At 74.1% G+C, this 15854-nt stretch carries 8 protein-coding genes; 2 read left to right on the top strand and 6 right to left on the bottom strand.

Features of this window, described 5'->3' with window-relative positions; genetic code table 11:
* Position 1 precedes the first annotated feature (1 nt).
* Positions 2 to 3637, bottom strand: a complete 3636-nt coding sequence (locus ACQPXS_RS16955) for a S8 family serine peptidase (protein WP_433450127.1) — start codon at positions 3635 to 3637, stop codon at positions 2 to 4.
* 217 nt (positions 3638 to 3854) lie between these two features.
* On the opposite strand from ACQPXS_RS16955, the gene ACQPXS_RS16960 reads away from it, so the two are divergent.
* Positions 3855 to 4154 carry a CU044_2847 family protein gene (locus tag ACQPXS_RS16960; protein ID WP_433450129.1) on the top strand — a complete coding sequence of 100 codons (300 nt, stop codon included), beginning with the start codon at positions 3855 to 3857 and terminating at the stop codon, positions 4152 to 4154.
* Positions 4155 to 4634: 480 nt separating this feature from the next.
* Complete coding sequence (locus tag ACQPXS_RS16965) at positions 4635 to 5672, top strand: rod shape-determining protein (protein WP_351798032.1); 1038 nt, start codon at positions 4635 to 4637, stop codon at positions 5670 to 5672.
* A gap of 244 nt (positions 5673 to 5916) precedes the next feature.
* Here the strand turns inward: ACQPXS_RS16965 and ACQPXS_RS16970 are convergent, their stop codons facing one another.
* The 5 genes from ACQPXS_RS16970 to ACQPXS_RS16990 all read right to left on the bottom strand — a co-directional run bounded on the left by ACQPXS_RS16970 (position 5917) and on the right by ACQPXS_RS16990 (position 15734).
* Positions 5917 to 7224, bottom strand: coding sequence for a protein kinase domain-containing protein (locus ACQPXS_RS16970; protein ID WP_433450131.1), 1308 nt, complete (start codon positions 7222 to 7224; stop codon positions 5917 to 5919).
* A gap of 233 nt (positions 7225 to 7457) precedes the next feature.
* Positions 7458 to 8753 (bottom strand): TIGR02679 family protein, encoded by a 1296-nt coding sequence (locus ACQPXS_RS16975; RefSeq protein WP_433450132.1) that lies wholly within the window; start codon positions 8751 to 8753, stop codon positions 7458 to 7460.
* The gene (locus ACQPXS_RS16980) at positions 8750 to 12904 is read right to left on the bottom strand and encodes a TIGR02680 family protein (protein ID WP_433450133.1); all 4155 of its coding nucleotides are present in this window, start codon (positions 12902 to 12904) and stop codon (positions 8750 to 8752) included. Before ACQPXS_RS16980 ends, ACQPXS_RS16975 begins: the two co-directional genes overlap by 4 nt.
* A complete protein-coding gene (locus tag ACQPXS_RS16985; protein WP_433450134.1) occupies positions 12901 to 14127 on the bottom strand; it encodes a TIGR02678 family protein in 1227 nt (408 codons plus the stop codon). Before ACQPXS_RS16985 ends, ACQPXS_RS16980 begins: the two co-directional genes overlap by 4 nt.
* Positions 14124 to 15734, bottom strand: a complete 1611-nt coding sequence (locus tag ACQPXS_RS16990) for a TIGR02677 family protein (protein WP_433450135.1) — start codon at positions 15732 to 15734, stop codon at positions 14124 to 14126. Before ACQPXS_RS16990 ends, ACQPXS_RS16985 begins: the two co-directional genes overlap by 4 nt.
* Positions 15735 to 15854 lie beyond the last annotated feature (120 nt).

The raw sequence follows: 15854 nt of genomic DNA on the forward strand, positions 1-15854 counted from the left end.
GTCACTTCACCCCCACCGCCCGGATGAGCTCCTGCGTCACGGACCCGTCCTTGTCGTCGTGGGCGGAGGCCCGCAGCGAAACGGAGGCCGCGCCGCGCGGCACGGTCAGCGTGCCGTGCCAGGAGGCGCCCGCACCCGTCAGCGGAACGGCCCGCCACGTCCTGCCGTCGTCGTACGACACCTCCAGCCGGCCCCCGCTCAGCCTGCCCGTCCCCGCGGCCTGCGCCACGTACTCCGCGCCGAGCCCGACCGGAACCCGCTGCCCGCCCCGCACGGTCCCGGCGAGGTCGGTCCCGATGTCGTACGCGAGGTTGATCAGCGGCAGACAGGTCCAGTGGTCCTCCGCGGTGGCAGCCGAGCGGAACGTCCACTCGGAGTGCCCCCGCGAAGCCAGTGGCCAGCGCCCCGCGTCGAGCGTGGTGTCAGTGACCACCTTGTAGGTGTGCTCGTCGGCGGGGGCGTCCCAGACGTACGCGGCGGAGCCGTTGCCCTGGTCGACGAGCGTGCCGTCGAGGTAGACGGCGGTGGTCTGGCTCATGCCGCTGTCCGGGCTCCACACGTCGCCGAACCCGGTGTGGTCGGGCCCGGAGTCGCCCCAGCCGGGGGTGTTCAACTGGATCTCGTTCCCGGCGCGTTGCTGCCCCCAGCCGAGCCCGGTGCCGAGCCACGGGTGCCACACCGGCCGGAACCAGTTCAGCACCTGATGCGAACCGCCCTCGTACCGCACCAGTCCGCTGCGCTCCTCCAGCGTTCCGTCGCCGATCGCCACGGACTCGTGCCACAACTGGCCGGGGCCGGTCGAGACGTAGTCGGTGCGCTCGGCGGGCAGGTGGATCCGCTCCTGGAAGCCCAGGCCGATCGGGAAGGTGTCGGTGAGCGAGTAGCGGAACTCGCCCCCGCTCACCGGCCGGGCCGAGTGGAACCTGACGTGGAGGCCGGACAGTCGGCGGTCCGTCGGCCGGTAGGTGAGGTCCCGGTCCGGGATCGCACCCCGGTGCCCCTCGGACAGGTCGTACACGTACGGCGAGTCGGCGGTGCCGGTCATGTCGACCGTGCGCAGGGCGCGCAGCCGGGCCGCGTCCGCCGTGTTCACCGTGGCGATCTGCAGCGGCCGGTCGGCGTTGTCGTCGGTGCCCCACCAGGCCATCAGCCGGCCGGGGGCGTCGTCCGTCACGAACAGCGCCCTGGCGCCGGCGTCCTGCGCGGCCTGGGCGAGCGCGGCCGGGTTCGTGCCGTCGGCGAGGTGTGCGAGGACCGCCTTGCCGGAGACACCGGTGAGGGGTCCGTCGCCGACGTCCACCAGGGGCAGCCTGGTCCGGCCCTCGGTCAGCGTGCCGCCGGCCTGGACGGTCGCCTCGCCGACGCCCTCGACCTCCAGCTGCGGCTTGGCCAGCCGCCACACGGTGCGGTACTCGAAGCCGCCCTGGGTGACCTCGGCCGTGGGTGCGGCGAAGACGCTGTCGTAGGTGAGGGGCACCTGGACCGCGCCGAAGAGGTCGGCGCCGTTCGCCTGCCGGTCGTACTCCATGAGGAGCTGGTGGGTCTCGGTGCGCCGGTCGACATGGGCCTTGAGCTCGCGCAACGTCCGGCCGTCGAGGGTGACGTCCTGGTCGTGGTCGAGGGTGATCTCGGGTGCCGCGAGGAAGCCGAGGCCGAGGGAGTCGGCGCCGTGGCTGCCGTGCACGTCGAGGAAGGTGGCGAGGGAGTAGGTGCCGGGCTTCAGGCGCAGCCGGAGCGTGCCGGAGTCGCCGACGTGGGCGGGTTGGGCGTCCTCGCCCGCCGCGAGCCGCTGCACGGTGAGGTCGGCGGCGGTGGGCGCGCCGGAGCGGTCCTTGACGTGGACGGTGAGCGTGTACCGCTCCTCCTCCTTGACCAGCCCGAACGCGGTGTGCGCGACGACATCGCCGGAGGGGCTCGTGGCCACGATCTGCCCGCTGGTCTCGCCGACCGGCGCCTTGGAGCCGTCGCCGGTCACCGTGGTGGAGGCGGTGCCGTGGGCCGGGACGGTGAGGGAGGAGTCGGCGAGGGTGGCGACCCCGTCCGGGGCGCCGGTCACGGACAGCATCAACTCGGCATCCTGATCGGAGGAGTTGGTGTAGGTGACGGTCCGGGTGACGGGCTTGTTCCGGTCGTACGGCCAGCTGTAGAAGCCGAGGTCCGCGCTGCCGGTGGCGGTGATGCGGGCGTTGACGGCGTCCGGCACGCTCACCCGGCCCGCGCCCGACAGGTAGGCCGGGGCGTCCAGTCGCTTCGAGCTGGACATCAGCGCGTCCTTCAGCTGCGTGCCGGTCCAGTCGGGGTGCTCCTGGGCGAGCAGGGCGGCGACACCGGCGACGTGCGGGGTCGCCATGGACGTACCGCTCAGCGAGGTGTAGTAGCCGCTGCCGTCGATGAGTTGGGAGCGGGCGGCGATGATGTCCACGCCGGGCGCCGATAGGTCGGGCTTGAGGGCGTTGTCGCCGTAGCGGGGTCCGGCGCTGGTGAAGTAGGCCGCCTGGTCGGCGGAGTCGACCGCGCCGACGGTGAGGGCGGCGTCGGCGGCGCCGGGCGAGCCGATGGACGACGGGGCGCCGGTGTTGCCCGCGGCGACGACGAAGAGCGCGCCGGTCTCCTCGGAGAGGGTGTTCACCGCCTGAGCCATGGGGTCGGTGCCGTCGCTGGCCTCCGTCGATCCCAGGCTCATGGAGACGATCCGGGCGTGCACGTCCCGTGCCGCCCACTCCATCCCGGCGATGATCTGCGACTCGCTGCCCGAGCCCTGGTCGCTGAGCACCTTGCCGACGGCGAGGGCGGCGTCGGGCGCGACCCCCTTCTCCGCGCCGTCGGAGGCGGCACCACTGCCACCGACGGTGGAGGTGACATGCGTGCCGTGCCCGTTGCGGTCGGCGACCTCCTGGCCGTCGATGAAGCTCTTGGTGGCGCTGACCCGGTCCTTGAGGTCCGGGTGGGTCAGGTCGACGCCGGTGTCGAGGACGGCGACCGTGACGCCCTTGCCGGTGAGCCCCGCGTCCCAGGCCGCCTGGGTGCCGATCTGGGCGTTGCTCTCGGCCATGTCGGCCTTCACCCGGCCGTCCAGCCACACCTTGTCGACGCCGTCGCGGTGGGTGAACGACCGCCAGAAGGCGCGCCCCTTGCCGGCCTCGACGGCGGCCCCGCGCAGACTGGGCAGGTTCCGCTTCCGCTCGGTCCCGGAAGGGGTGGCGGCCCGCACGCCCTTGCCGTAGGTCACGATGAGCGGCGTCGCGGCGGCCTTGGCGTCGGTCAGCCCCTGCCGGATCAGCCCGCTCACGTCGAACAGCCGCCGGTCCAGCGTCCCGGCCCGCAGATACGGCAGCGCCTCGTCCGGTACGACGCTGATCTCCCCGTCGCTCCGCTGCGTCCGCACGACTCCGGTGGCCCCCTTGGGCCGCTGCACGGTGACCGTCCTCTTCCCGTGCCCGAGGTCGGTGACGGTCACCTTGTCGCCGGTGACGAGGGTGACGGTGACGGGAGCCGCGGAGCGGGGAACGGGGGTGCCCGGGGCCGCCGTGGCGAGGGGCGTCCTCGGGGCGGCGGCTGCCGGGCCGTACGGCAGCAGGGCGCCCAACAGCCCCACCGCCACCAGGGCCGCCGAGCGTCTGACTGGTCCTGTGGTCATCCACGCCTCTTCTCGTGTGGTTCGAGCGGGTCGCGTGCTGGGACGAGTGTCATGTGCCCTGTGGTGCATGGGTGTTGACCGGTGCTGGCGGGAAGGTGCCGTGACGGCTTCCCGCCAACGCCGCCACCCGGCACGGCGGGAGGCGTGGAAGGCCTCAGTCTCCTTCCGTGGCAATGGAGTTGGCAGATGAGACCGAGCCCGGGACCGGGACCTCGCCATGAGCAGGCCGGTGGAGTCCGCGACGGAGGACGGTGCCGTGGTCGTGGCGGAGACCGCGGATCCGGTGGGCGGCACCCGTCCCGTCGCCCGCGGTGACGGACCGGCCGCCCAGGCCACGCGCACCGTCGAGGGCGCGTGGGACGGCGTGCGCGCGGCGGCCCACCCCGCCCCGCACGTCTTGCGCGACGGCGCCCTGCGCCCGAACCCCGTCGAACCGGGTCTCCCCGCGAAGCCGGCCGCGGAGGCGCGCACTGCAGTCGCCGGCCGGGCGGGTGGGAGGCGCCACCGATCCCGGTGACCCGGCCGTCTTCGGACTGTCCCGGGACGTGCCGCTGACCCCGGCCCAGTTTGTCCCGCTGACACCGGACAGATCGCCCCTGTCCGGCCCGACGACTGCCCGATCGCACGGGCCTCCTACGCGGCCCCGCTGATCGTCCTCGGGCAGAACCGGCAGGACGGCCGCGACCGGGTCAACCTGGAGCAGGTCCGCGAGCAGAACGAACTACCCGGGAGATCGCCGCGCTGCGCCCGGGCCTCGGCGAGGTCGCGACCCGCGGCTGGATCCGTTCGGAGCTGTCCGCCGCGGGCCGCGCATCACGCGGACCGCGCCCGACCAGGCGACACACGGGGTTACCGTCGGGAACCCCCCGTTCGGCCGCACCCCGCCCGGCCCCCTCCAGAAGGCGTACGCCACCGGCCCGCGCGCAGGATGCAGGGAGAGGAAGACACCCGCCGACCGGGCGGGCGCCCAAGGCCCGCGCACTCGGGAGGATCCGCCGTGACCGTCAGTCTGGAGCAGTTGCGCCGCTGCCACTTCGCCGTCGACCTGGGTGCCGCCCGCACCCGCGTGTACGTGAAGGGCGCCGGACTCGTCGTCGACCAGCCCTCGGTCGCCGCCGTGAACACCCGTACCGGGGCGCTCATAGCCGTGGGCGAGTTCGCGGAGAAGATGACGGGGCGGACGCCGGGGTACATCCGGGTCGTCCGGCCCATCTCCGGCGGCACGGTGGTCGACATCGAGATGGCCCAGCGCATGCTGCGGCAACTGCTCGGCGACAAGACGCGCCGGCAACTGCGTCGCAACCTCCGGCTGCGGGCGGCGGCCTGCACCCCGCACGACGCCGATCCGCTGGCCCAGCGGGCGACCATCGAGACGCTGGTCGGGCTGGGCGCCAGAAGGGTCGAGCTGGTGGACACGCTGATCGCCGCCGCGGTGGGGTGCGGGCTGCCGGTGGAGCGCCCCGAAGCCTCGATGATCATGGTGTGCGGGGCCGCCGCCACCCAGGTGGCCGTCCTCTCGCTCGGGTCCATCGTCACGGCCGAGCGGATCCCGGTGGGCGGTGAGGCCGTCGACCACGCCATCGTGCAGCTCCTGCGGCACGAGCACGAGCTGATGCTGCCCAGCCAGTCGGTACGGCCGCTGCAACTGGCCCTGTCCGGCAACGGGCTGACCGCCCAGGGCCCGGAGACCACGGAGATCCACGGCCGGGACGTGGCCACCGGGCTCGCCCGCAGCGTGCACGTCGACACCGCCACCGTGCGGGACGCGATCCATACCCCGCTGACCGCCGTCCTCGACGGCATCGGCAAGGTGCTGCGCGAGTGCCCGCCCGACCTGGTCGCCGACCTCGCCGACAGCGGGATCACGATGGTCGGCGGCTCCGCGCTGCTGCCCGGCTTCGACCAGATGGTGCGCGAGGCCACCGGGATGCCGGTGCACATCGCCGACCGCCCCGACATCTGCGCGGCCCAGGGCCTCGGCGCGATGCTGGAGGGCCGGATCGAACCCCTGGTCCTGAACCCACTGGCCGCCTAGCGCTCCGCGGGGGAGGGCCGCGGTCGGTCGTCCTTCGCGTGCCGAGGACCGCAGCCCCGAGAGCCCCGGTCCGGCGGATGCCGTTGAGCGCACCTTGGCTGGCTGCCGCGTACTCGGCCGGTGCCCCTTGCGCGGTCACGATCGGCGGCAGCGGCGGAAACCGCCCGTCGCGCAGGCCGGGCAGCGCCCCGGTGAGGACGGCGGCGGACATGGCGGAAGGCACCACCGGCCCGAGAAGGAGGCATCACACAGCCGTACCGCGAGTTGGTACGTGCCGCCGAAAGAGGCGAAGCAGGACACCACGGCGGCCACCGCGGCGAGCGGAAGCGTGTCCAACACAGGCCGCCGAAGGCCCACTTGGGGGGTGAGCTGTGTCAGTACGGCAGGATGCGTCCCGACGGCGTCCTGCGGTCGATCTCCCGGTCGCGCGGGGCGGCGGGGCGCCGGATGACGCGTACCCGGATGCGACGGTCCATGACGCCCTCCCTCTGCCGAAGCGGCCCGGCTGTCGACGCCGGTAGGAGGTGCGTGCCCAGGACAGGGGCCGTTCAAGCATGTACGGGTCAAGCACCTGTTCGGATACCGCTGTCGGCGAACAGGCCGGCCGGGCCGACCGCCGGGCGTTCAGCTCGCAGTCGTACACACCACCGCCCCACAGCCGTACGACCACCGTGAGATGGTGGCCTCGCTGGCGCGCCCGGCGTGCGCGATCTCCGCCCATTCGAAGTCCGCGGCGGCGCCCGCCACTTCGAGGACGACTCCCGGTGGCGTTGACGACGACACGGGACTCCCCGTCGGCGAGTTCGACCTCCGGCACGACGTACGGGACCGACGGGCCGAACCCCGGGACGGCCTGCTGCGCGGGTGCGGTCAGGGTCGGGCTGTACGGCGTCCACGCCGCGATGGCGGTCGGCCCGGCCACCGGGTCCTTCGCCGGGCAGCGCGCGGCCAGGCCGGCGAGCGGGGCGGGTACGGCGGCCAGGTCCGGCGGTTCGTGCACGGACCGGTACATCAGCCCCATCGCCGTGCCCTCGCCCCAGGCGCTGCCGCCCGCCGCCGCGACCAGCACCGCGCCGAGGGCGAACATGTCGGCGGCGCCGGTCACATCGTGGCCCAGGGCCTGTTCGGGCCCGAGGAAGCCGGGCGTGCCGAAGGCGGTGCCGGTGGCGGTGAGCCGGGTGGACTCGACGGCCCGGGCGATGCCGAAGTCGAGGACGCGCGGTCCGTCGGCGGCCATGATGATGTGGCCGGGCTTGAGGTCGCGGTGCACCAGACCGCAGCAGTGGATGGCCTCCAGCGCCTCGGCGAGCGCGGCGGCCGGCGCCCGTAGCCGCGGCTCGTCCATCGCGCCCTCGGCGGCCGACCGGGCCGCGAGGGCCGGTCCGGGGATGTAGGCCGTGGCCGGCCACAGGGGGTGGCCGTCGAGGTCCGCGTCCACGACCGGCGCCGTGTGGAAGCCGCCGACCGCGCGGGCCGCCTCGGCCTCGCTGCGGAACCGCTCGCGGAAGACCGGGTCGGCGGCCGGCTCGGCCCTGGCGACCTTCACCGCCACGGCTCGCCCCGCCGCGCGTCCGTGCGATACACGGTGCCCATCCCACCGGTGGGACTCGAACCCACGGCCCGACGGATCATGAGTCCTTTCATGATCTTCCGATCAGTCCCCGGTATTGCCTCGATCTCCTTGTAGCCGCAGGTCAGAGACCTTTGGCTGCTCTGGCTCTGCGTCGGCTTTCCTGATTCTTCCGGGTCCTTCCGTCCCCTGCGTGTCCACTGGCGCGCCCTCGCTCAGTGGCCGAGGTCGGCCAGCAGGTCGTCGAGCACTGTCTCCTCCTCGATGCGCACGCCGAGTTCGGTGAGGGCCGCGGGCAGGTCCGGGTCCCACGCGGCGGTGGTCGGCGTGCCGGTCAGGCGCGGGGCCAGTGAGGCGGCGGCGACCGCGCTGCGATAGTCGGCGGCCGTGTAACGCCAGGGGTGCCAGGGGATGCGGCGCAGCAAGGCTGAGGCGATGCGCAGGCCGCCCCAGTCGAAGTCACCGTGGTAGCGCAACGTGCTTCCTTGGGTGTGCAGGTGGCGCAGCAGGGTGAGGGCGGCGGCCGAGGGCTGACCCTGGAGGCAGACCAGGGGCGGGCAGGCAGTGCCCAGGGCGTCGGCTGCGGTGGCCAGGACGGCCGGGTTCTCGCAGACGCGGACAACGGCGGGTGCCGTGCGTGGCGGGTGCCGGATGAGTTGCCGCAGCGTCAGGACCGCGGGTTCGCTTTCGTCGGCCGACCAGTCAAGGGCGGGGGAGCCGCGGAGGCCCAGGGTCAGGACTGTGGCGGACAGGGCGTCCCTGAGGAGCCCGGCCGACGCCCATGCCTCGCGGCGCCACTCGGCTCCGCTGCCGTCCGGGAAGCCGGTCAGCGCGCGGATGCCGGACAGGACGAGGGTGGCGAGCGGGGTGCCGTCGTCGAGGGCGTGAGCGTCGCCGAAGGTGGCGCCTGAGAAGACGGGCAGGGACACGGCGGGATCGACGGGCAGCCGACGCAGGGCCTGGGCAGCGTTGTCCAGCAGGTTCTTCGCCACCTGTGGGGTGCGGGCGAGCCGGCGTACGAGGCCGTCCGAGACGACCCTCTCCGCCCAGCCGTCCAGTTGGGGCCTGTCAGTGCGGACGAGTTCATCGAGCGGCGTGTACGCCTCCCGCCAGGCGCGCTCCTCCCGCTCGCGTACGTCGGCCAGCCGAGTGACGGGTCCCGTGAGGGCGGTGATGGCGGCGCCCAGCCCGTCAGGGCTGACGCCGGAGCGGCGCAGGACGGCGTCCACGGCCTCGAGGCGAACGCTCAGCCCACGTCCTGCGCCGGGCGCGCGGCCCAGCAGCCGTTCGACGGCGGCCCGCTGAGCGGAGGTGGGGGCGGTCAGCGTGACCGAGCCGGTGAGGTGTTCGTCCCGCGCCATACGGTGGCGTACGCGGTCGATCAGCCAGGCGAGGTCGGCCCCGCCGAGCAACCGGGTCAGCCGGTCGCGGTCGACGGGTGCGGCGGGCTGCCGGGGGGTGCTCGTACACTCCCTGATGTCCTGCCGCTCGTTCGTGCCCCTCTCGCTCATGCCCACGCGGCGTCCTCGCTTCCGGCCACCTCCGGAATCGCCCGTGGACCGGTCTGCTCGGGAATGCCTCCCGTCGGGCGACCCGGTTCACTGCCCCTGCCCCGTGCGGTGCCGTCCCACTCCCAGCGGGTCACCAGGACCGCCGGGATCTCGTCGACACGGGAGAGCTGGGCGATGGCGATGCCGGGGACCTGCGGGTAGCAGGCCCATTCACGTTCGGACGTCATCACCACGTCCAGGTCGAAAGCGTGGAGCAGGCCAAGGCACTTGGCGCGGGAGTCGTCGTCGACGCCGGCGAAGGCCTCGTCCAGGGTGACCAGCCGGGGGGCGTCGGGGGCGGCCGTGGCGTAGTGGGAGGAGGCCGCGGCGAACAGCGGCACGCTCACGGCCAGGACGCGCTCGCCGCCGGAGGCGGGCCCGGTGGCGGGAACCCACTTGCCGTGCTGGTGGCGTTCGATGCCGAACTCGTGCCAGGCGCGGTAGTCGAGGGCCGCGGTGAGCACCTCCAGCCAGCTGCCCGCGGTGTCGTCGGCCTGCCGGCGGGCGATCTCGGCCTGGAGGAACTCGCCGACCGCGGCCCGGTCCTCGGCCGTCCAGGCGTCGGCGGACTGGCGCAGCCGCTCGCGAGCCTGCGTCAGACCCGTTGGCGCCTTGCGCGAGGGGCGCCAGACGAGCCGCAGTCGCATGCCGGTGGAGGTGGGCCGCTCCTTCAGTTCTTCGTTCATGGCCTGCACCTGGCGCTCGGCGGCGCCGATCAGCTCCTGCAGGGTGCCGGCGACCTCGGTCAGCAGGTGGGTTTCGAGGATCTCCCGCTCGTGCGCGGACAGGATGCGGGTCAGCTCGGCGACTTCCACGGCGAGGGCCTCGGTGAGGTCGGGGACGGCCCGAGTACGGCCCTGGTAGACGATCTCGACGACCATGCCATCCTCGGTCATCCGGGCCGAGGCGCTGTGACCGCCGCGGGATAGCGCGTCCTGGAGCTTCTTGTACTCCTCGCTGAGCCGCTTCTGCACGCGCTGCCAGGCGCCGTCGGAGTCGTCGGTGGCGGACAGGTCGCTCTCGATCGCGCGGGCGAGCGCGATGGCCGGGGTGGCCGCCCAGGATCCGGTGTCCAAGGGCGGTACGGCCGTCTCGGGCAGGGCGACGGCGAGCAGCCCGGTGGCCGCGAACCGCTGGAGTGCGGCGATGGCCACGGCACGGGCCGCGGTGGCCTCGCGGACGTCCACCTCCAGGCGTTCGATGTGTCCGAGTGCCAGGTGGGCGCGCCGGTCCGCGGCCGTCATGTCCTCGCGGGCCCGGCGCTGCTCGCGGTCGCACGCCGTGAGCGCGTCGGCGGTGTCGGCGAGGCGCCGCTCCAGCTCGGCCACGGCGGCGCCGACGGTGGAGCGCAGGGTGGCGTGACGCTCGTCGGCGGCGGTGGCGATGCGGGCCGCCTCCTCGGCGCGCCGGGCCAGTTCCGCCACCTTTTCCCCGGCCCGCTGGGCTTCGGCGTGCTCGTCGGCAAGGGCCCGTGCCGCGTCGGCGCGCTCGCCGAGCGCGGGCCACAGCCCGGCGAGGACGACGGTGTGGTCGCTCAGGGCCTGGCGGACGGCGGCGAGGTCCGCCCGGCCCCTGGGCAGGTTCACCGCGGCGGCGGTGTCGGCGAGTTCGGTGGTGGCCTCGGCCTCCTGCCGGGATGCCTCGGCGTGTTCGGCGGCGCGTTCGTCACGGCGGACCCGAGCCCGGTGGGCGGTGTCGGAGGCCGCGGCGGCGAGGGCGTGCGCGTGGCGCAGGCCTGCGTCGTCCGGCAGGCCGGTCAGTTCGGCGTCCAGGGTGCCGCGTCGCCGTGCGACCGTGGCGCGTTCCGCGTCGAGGCGTGCCAGGTCCTCGGTGTATGCGGCGAGTTCGCCGTGCAGGGCGGTGATACGGGCCCGGCGGGCCTCCTCGCGGGCGCCCTCACCGACGTACACGGCGACCTGCTTCGACCAGCTGCCGGTCAGCGCGCCGACGCGAAAACGACCGTCCGCGCTCACCCAGGTGTCTCCCCCACTCTCGACTTCGCTCGAGCGGGGGGACCCCCATCCCGAGCCGAGCCCCACACCGGTCAGGAGACGGGCGACGGTCTGCTCCCCGACCGCCGCGGCCCGGGGATCGCCGTGGTCCACGGCCGGGCGGAGTACGTCGGCGAGCGTGCTGCCTGGCAGCGGGCCCGCGGGTGACAGCGGGGACAGCAGGATGTCGTGCCCGTCCGCACGCAGGGCGGTACCGTCCGGGCACACCCAGGCGTCCAGAAGCCCGGACGCCTCCAGCGCGGCCTCCAGACCCGCCCGTTCACCGGCGGTGACATGGTCCCGGAACTCGACCAGCCGCCACAGGGGCGCGCCCGGGACCTGCTCACGCAGGCCAGGGGTACGGGTGTGCGGAGCCGCCGGCCCGCGCTGGCCGCCCGCCTCCAGCTCGGCCAGTTCCCGCTCGGCCTCGGCGCGCCGGGCCTTCAGGCCGGCCAGTTCCTGTCCGAGGACGGCGGCCTGATCGGCGAGGTGTGCCGCGCGTGCGCGATGGGCCTGACCGGCTGCCTCCCGTGCCGGGTACGGGCCCTGGCAGTGGGTCACCCAGTCCTGGGTCGCGTCGAGCAGCCCGGCGGCATCGGGGACGGCGAGTTCCTCGCAGGCGTCCAGGTGAGCGCGGACGCGGGCGACGAGGTCCGTGCCCGCCGCCTCGGCGGCTTCTTCCGCCTCGGCCTGCCGCCGTGCGGTGTGTCCCGCCTCGGTCTCGGCCTCGTCCAGGCGGCGAGCGGCGGAGCGCCGCTCGGCGGCGGCCCGGTCGGTGCGGTCCGCCAGTTCCTCCACATGCTCGATGGTGCGCCGTCTGCGGGCCACCGCCTCCTCGGCGGCCCGCCGCAGTTCGGCCTCCGGCGCCCCGTCGGTGCGCGGCGCTTCGTCGATGCGAGCCGCCGCGGCCGTGTCCCGGGCGCGCGCGGCCAGGTCCCGGATGCGGTCCTCGGCGGCCGCGAGGCGTCGCTCGGCCGTGCCGAGCCGGCCCAGGGCCCGGGTGTGCGCCTGGGCTGCGTCCTGGCGGTCGGCCTCGGCGCGCTTCAGATCCTCAGCACTGCGGCGCGCCTCGGCCGCCGCCTGCTCCAGCTCCCGGGCACTGCGCATCTCGGGGCCCTCGCGCAGCGCGGCCTGCTGTGCCTTCAGCCGCGTGGCCGTCTCCTCCAGTTCCGCGATCCGCCCGGCCGCCGCCTCCCGGTCCGCCTCGGCCTGCTCCCGCTCGGTCCGGGCCTGGGCCAGGTCGCGGTGCAGCTGCTCGTAGCGGGCGTGCTCGCTTCGGGGCAGCCGGGCCCGGCGGCGTGCTGCGACCCGGGCGTAGCGCCGGTAGTGGTCCAGGAAGGCGGAGGCGGCCCGCTCGGCCTCGCTCGCCGCGCGCAGCTCGTCCTTCTCCTCGTCCAGGGAGCGGAACGCCTCCGCCACGTCGGCGATCACTGCCTGGTCCATCGGGGGCAGCGCCTCGGTCAGGGCACGGGACAGGGCGGCCTCGTTGGGCCGTTTCGACAGCTGCGGCTGGCGCAGCTGGATGAGCAGATCGACCAGGGCGGCGTAGCGTCGCTCGCCGAGGCCGAACAGCGCCTCGTCGACGGCCCGTCGGTACGCCGTTGCAGTGTCGTACACCATGCCGTGCCCGGCGAGAGCCTCCGCGAGCCGGTCACGCGACAGTGCGGTGCCGGTCGCGTCGAGGAGGCTGAGGTCCTGGCCGATCCGCTGGTGGGTGACGGCGTACCAGTGGCGGGCGATGCCGCGGCCCGCGACGGCCTTCAGCCCGCAGGCGAGGGTACGGAAGTGGGTCTGTCCGGTGTCGGTGTCGACGCGGCCGAACTCGATCCAGGTGTATCCGAGCCGCTCGGGGTGGGGGTGCTCCCCACCGAGCAGCAGGTTCCACTCCATGCGCTTGCCCGGGTCGGCGTCGGGCTCCACCCGGCGCGGCGACAGGTCGCCGTCCAGCAGGAACGGGAGCGTGAGAGCGAGCACCTTGGACTTGCCGGTGCCGTTGTTGCCGCGCAGCAGGAGGCGGCCGTCGCGGAACCAGAACTCCTCGGTGTCGTAGTAGAAGAGGTCGACCAGGCCGAGGCGCAGCGGCCGCCACCGGCCGGGCGTGGGCTGGGGCAGGGCCGTCACGGTCGTGGTGCCTTTCGTTGGGGGCGGCTCGAGGATTCGACGACGACGGTCTCGCCAACCGCGTACCGGGCGAGCGCGGGCAGCGGGGTCGCGCCGGCGGGCGTGCGCTTGACCAGGCCGAGCGCGCTCAGTCTGGCCAGCGCCTGCTCGACCAGCTCGCCCTCCGCGCCCGGCTGCTTGGCGCTCTTGGACCAGAACGCGCCGTGGACGGCCGCCAGTTCGCGCACGTGCAGTTCCAGTTCGGTCCGGCTCACCTCGCCGTCCGCGGCGGCGAGGTGCTCGGCGAGCAGCAGGGTGACGTGCCCGTGGGTGCCCTGTTCGGGCATGCGTACGTCGGTGAGGTCGTCGTGGGGGTCGACCATGGCGATACCCTCGGCCCGCACCTCGGGCAACAGGCCGGTCAGTTCGCTGACGCGTGCGGTGAGGAAGGCGCGCTGGCGGGTGAGGTAGACCAGCTCGTCGTCGGTCAGCTCGTCGTAGTACAGCACCGGGTCGTCGAGGAGTCGGCGGGTGAGCTTCTGGCGGATCGCGCGGAACCGCAGCTCGTCGCTGTCCAGGGCGCTCTCCGCGGTGAGTGCTCCCAGCCGCTCCTCGAATCCGACCGCGTCGATCAGCGACGGGCCGTGGCGGGCGGCCAGCAGCCCGGCCAGGACGCGGCGCTCCACGTCGTAGAGCACGTCGCCCGCCCCGCTAACGTAGGCATCCTCGTCCCCGGCCACCCGGCGCAGCACCCCGTACCGCAGCAGCAGCCGTACGACAGCGGCGAGGTCCAGGCGCTCGTCGCGCCGTTCCAGGGTGAACTCCACGCCGGCGGCGGCCAGATGCGGGTCGGCGGCGTCCAGCACCACCTGTTCGGCGAGGCGGCCGAGCGCGATCTGGGCCTCCCCGCGTTCCAGTGCGGCCAGCGCCAGGCACAGCAGGACATAGCGGCGGCGGGTGAACGGCACTCCGGCGCGGGACGCCTCGCGCGCCGGGTGGGTCGCGTCGGCCAGGGTCCCGGGCGTCCTGCGCAACCGCGCGGACTCCGCGTCCACCCGCAGCGACCAGCCGGTGTTGCGGTCGAACCAGTCGCGCAGCTCGGCGGCGTACCGGCGGACCAGGCGGTAGGCGTCGGCGCTCGGGCCGCGGGCGAGCAGCAGCGGCTCCTTCAACAGGGCGCGGGCGGCCTTGTGGAACTCGGCGGTGCGCCGGTTGTCCAGCACCTCGCCCAGGGAAGTGGTCATCGCACCTCCCAAGCAGGGATGCCCTGTGTGAGGTCGGTGATCTCAACGGTGTGGTCGGGGCCCCGGAACACCCCGCCCGGCGTGCGGATCTCGGCCTTCGTCCCGTCGTCGAGAGCGGTGAGGCGGATCTCCATCGTGCCGTCGTTGCTGGTCGCCGCGGTCGTGGTCGTGCCGGGCCGCCAGGTGGCCAGGGCGTCGCCGAGCAGCCGGAGGAACAGGGCGAAGGCCACCGGGTCCAGCTCGCCGAGCGCGGACAGCCGGGTGGTGCCGTCCGTGGCCAGCCGGGCGCGGGCGGCAGCGATCTCCTCCGCCTGTTTCGCGGCGAGCTCGGCCAGCTGCCGCCGCTGCTCGGAGCGGTCCTGCACTCTGCGGGGCTTGCCGCGCCGCTCGTAGCTACCGGTACGGCGCAACTGCGGGCTGATCCGCAGCGGTTCGGCCTCGGCCCAGGGGGTGGCCGGGGGTACCGGACGCGCCGCGCGGTCGGCGAGGGTATCGGCGTCGACGGTGAAATGACGGGCGGAGTAAAGGCCGAAGGCGGCGCGCCACAGCCGGTGCCGCGCGTCGTCGTCCGGGGCTTCGGCGAACCAGCGCGCCAGAGCGCGGAAGTCCGCCGACCGGTCCGAGCGCCCGGCCCGCCGCTCGTTCAGCTGCCGTACGACCGCCAGGAGTTGCGGGATCGCACCAAGTGCGCGGCTGCGCAGCAGGCGGGCCTGGGACTCGCGGCCGTCCGCCGACACGAACCAGGCGGCGAGTCCGGCCCAGCGCCCCGCCCACCGCTCGTACGCCTGCGCCTCGGCGGTGTCCGCCTCGTCCGGAGCGGCATCGGCCGCCTCCCGCGCGGCCGCCAGCCGCAGCAGCAGGCCCACCCTGTCCCGGTCCTCCAGTTCCGCGATGAGCAGGGCGATCCGCCCGCCGAGCGTGATCAGGTCCTGGATGAACCGCTCCAGGTACTGGATCAGCCGGTCCTTGTAGGCGAGGAACACCTCCACCTCGACGCCGTGCAGGTCGATGGTGCGCTGCAGCGACCCCATGAACGCCCGCGCGTTCGCCGCCAGCGCCTCGAACCGACCCGTCAGCGCGGACAGCGCGAGGTGTGCCTTGGCCGCGTCCGGCTCCTCCTCCGCGGCGAGCACGAGCAGCGCCCGCAGGTGCGTGACGATGTCGTGCAGCGCCACCGCCTGGAGTGCTCCGCGCCGCCCGAGCGCCTCGTCGTACGCGGACAGCGCCTGCTCGGCGGCTTCGCCGCCCTGGGTGAGCTGATAGATGAAGCGTCTGCGGTAGAAGTCCTCGACCGCGGTGACCCGGGAGGTGTCCGGATCCGCCCGCAGATTGCCCCATCCGACGAGGCTGTCCAGCGCCTTGACGACGGCGTCGGGGCCGGCGGGGCGGTGCTCCGGCGGCAGCGCGGCGTGCACGTCCTCGGGCCGCAGATGCACCGCGAACCGCTCCTTGGCCGTCAGGAACACGCGCATCACCTGGCGGTAGAGGGTGGCGTTGGGTGCGGTGAGGTGGGCGAAGGGGGCGTACGGGGTCTCCGTGGAGGACCCCGCAGAGTGGGCGGCCTCGGCGGGGCCGACGCGGTCCGGTTCGACAGGGCGTGACGTCATCGTCCCGGCATTCTTCCCAATCGGTGCTTGCGACGGCAATCGCGGCCCCCGTCCTCAGCCCTCGCTCAGACATCAAGGATCATGTATATTGATATACGACTACGTATATACAGGGGGCGC

This window comes from Streptomyces sp. CA-142005 (assembly GCF_050942335.1).
In the GTDB taxonomy this organism is placed as follows: Bacteria; Actinomycetota; Actinomycetes; order Streptomycetales; family Streptomycetaceae; genus Streptomyces.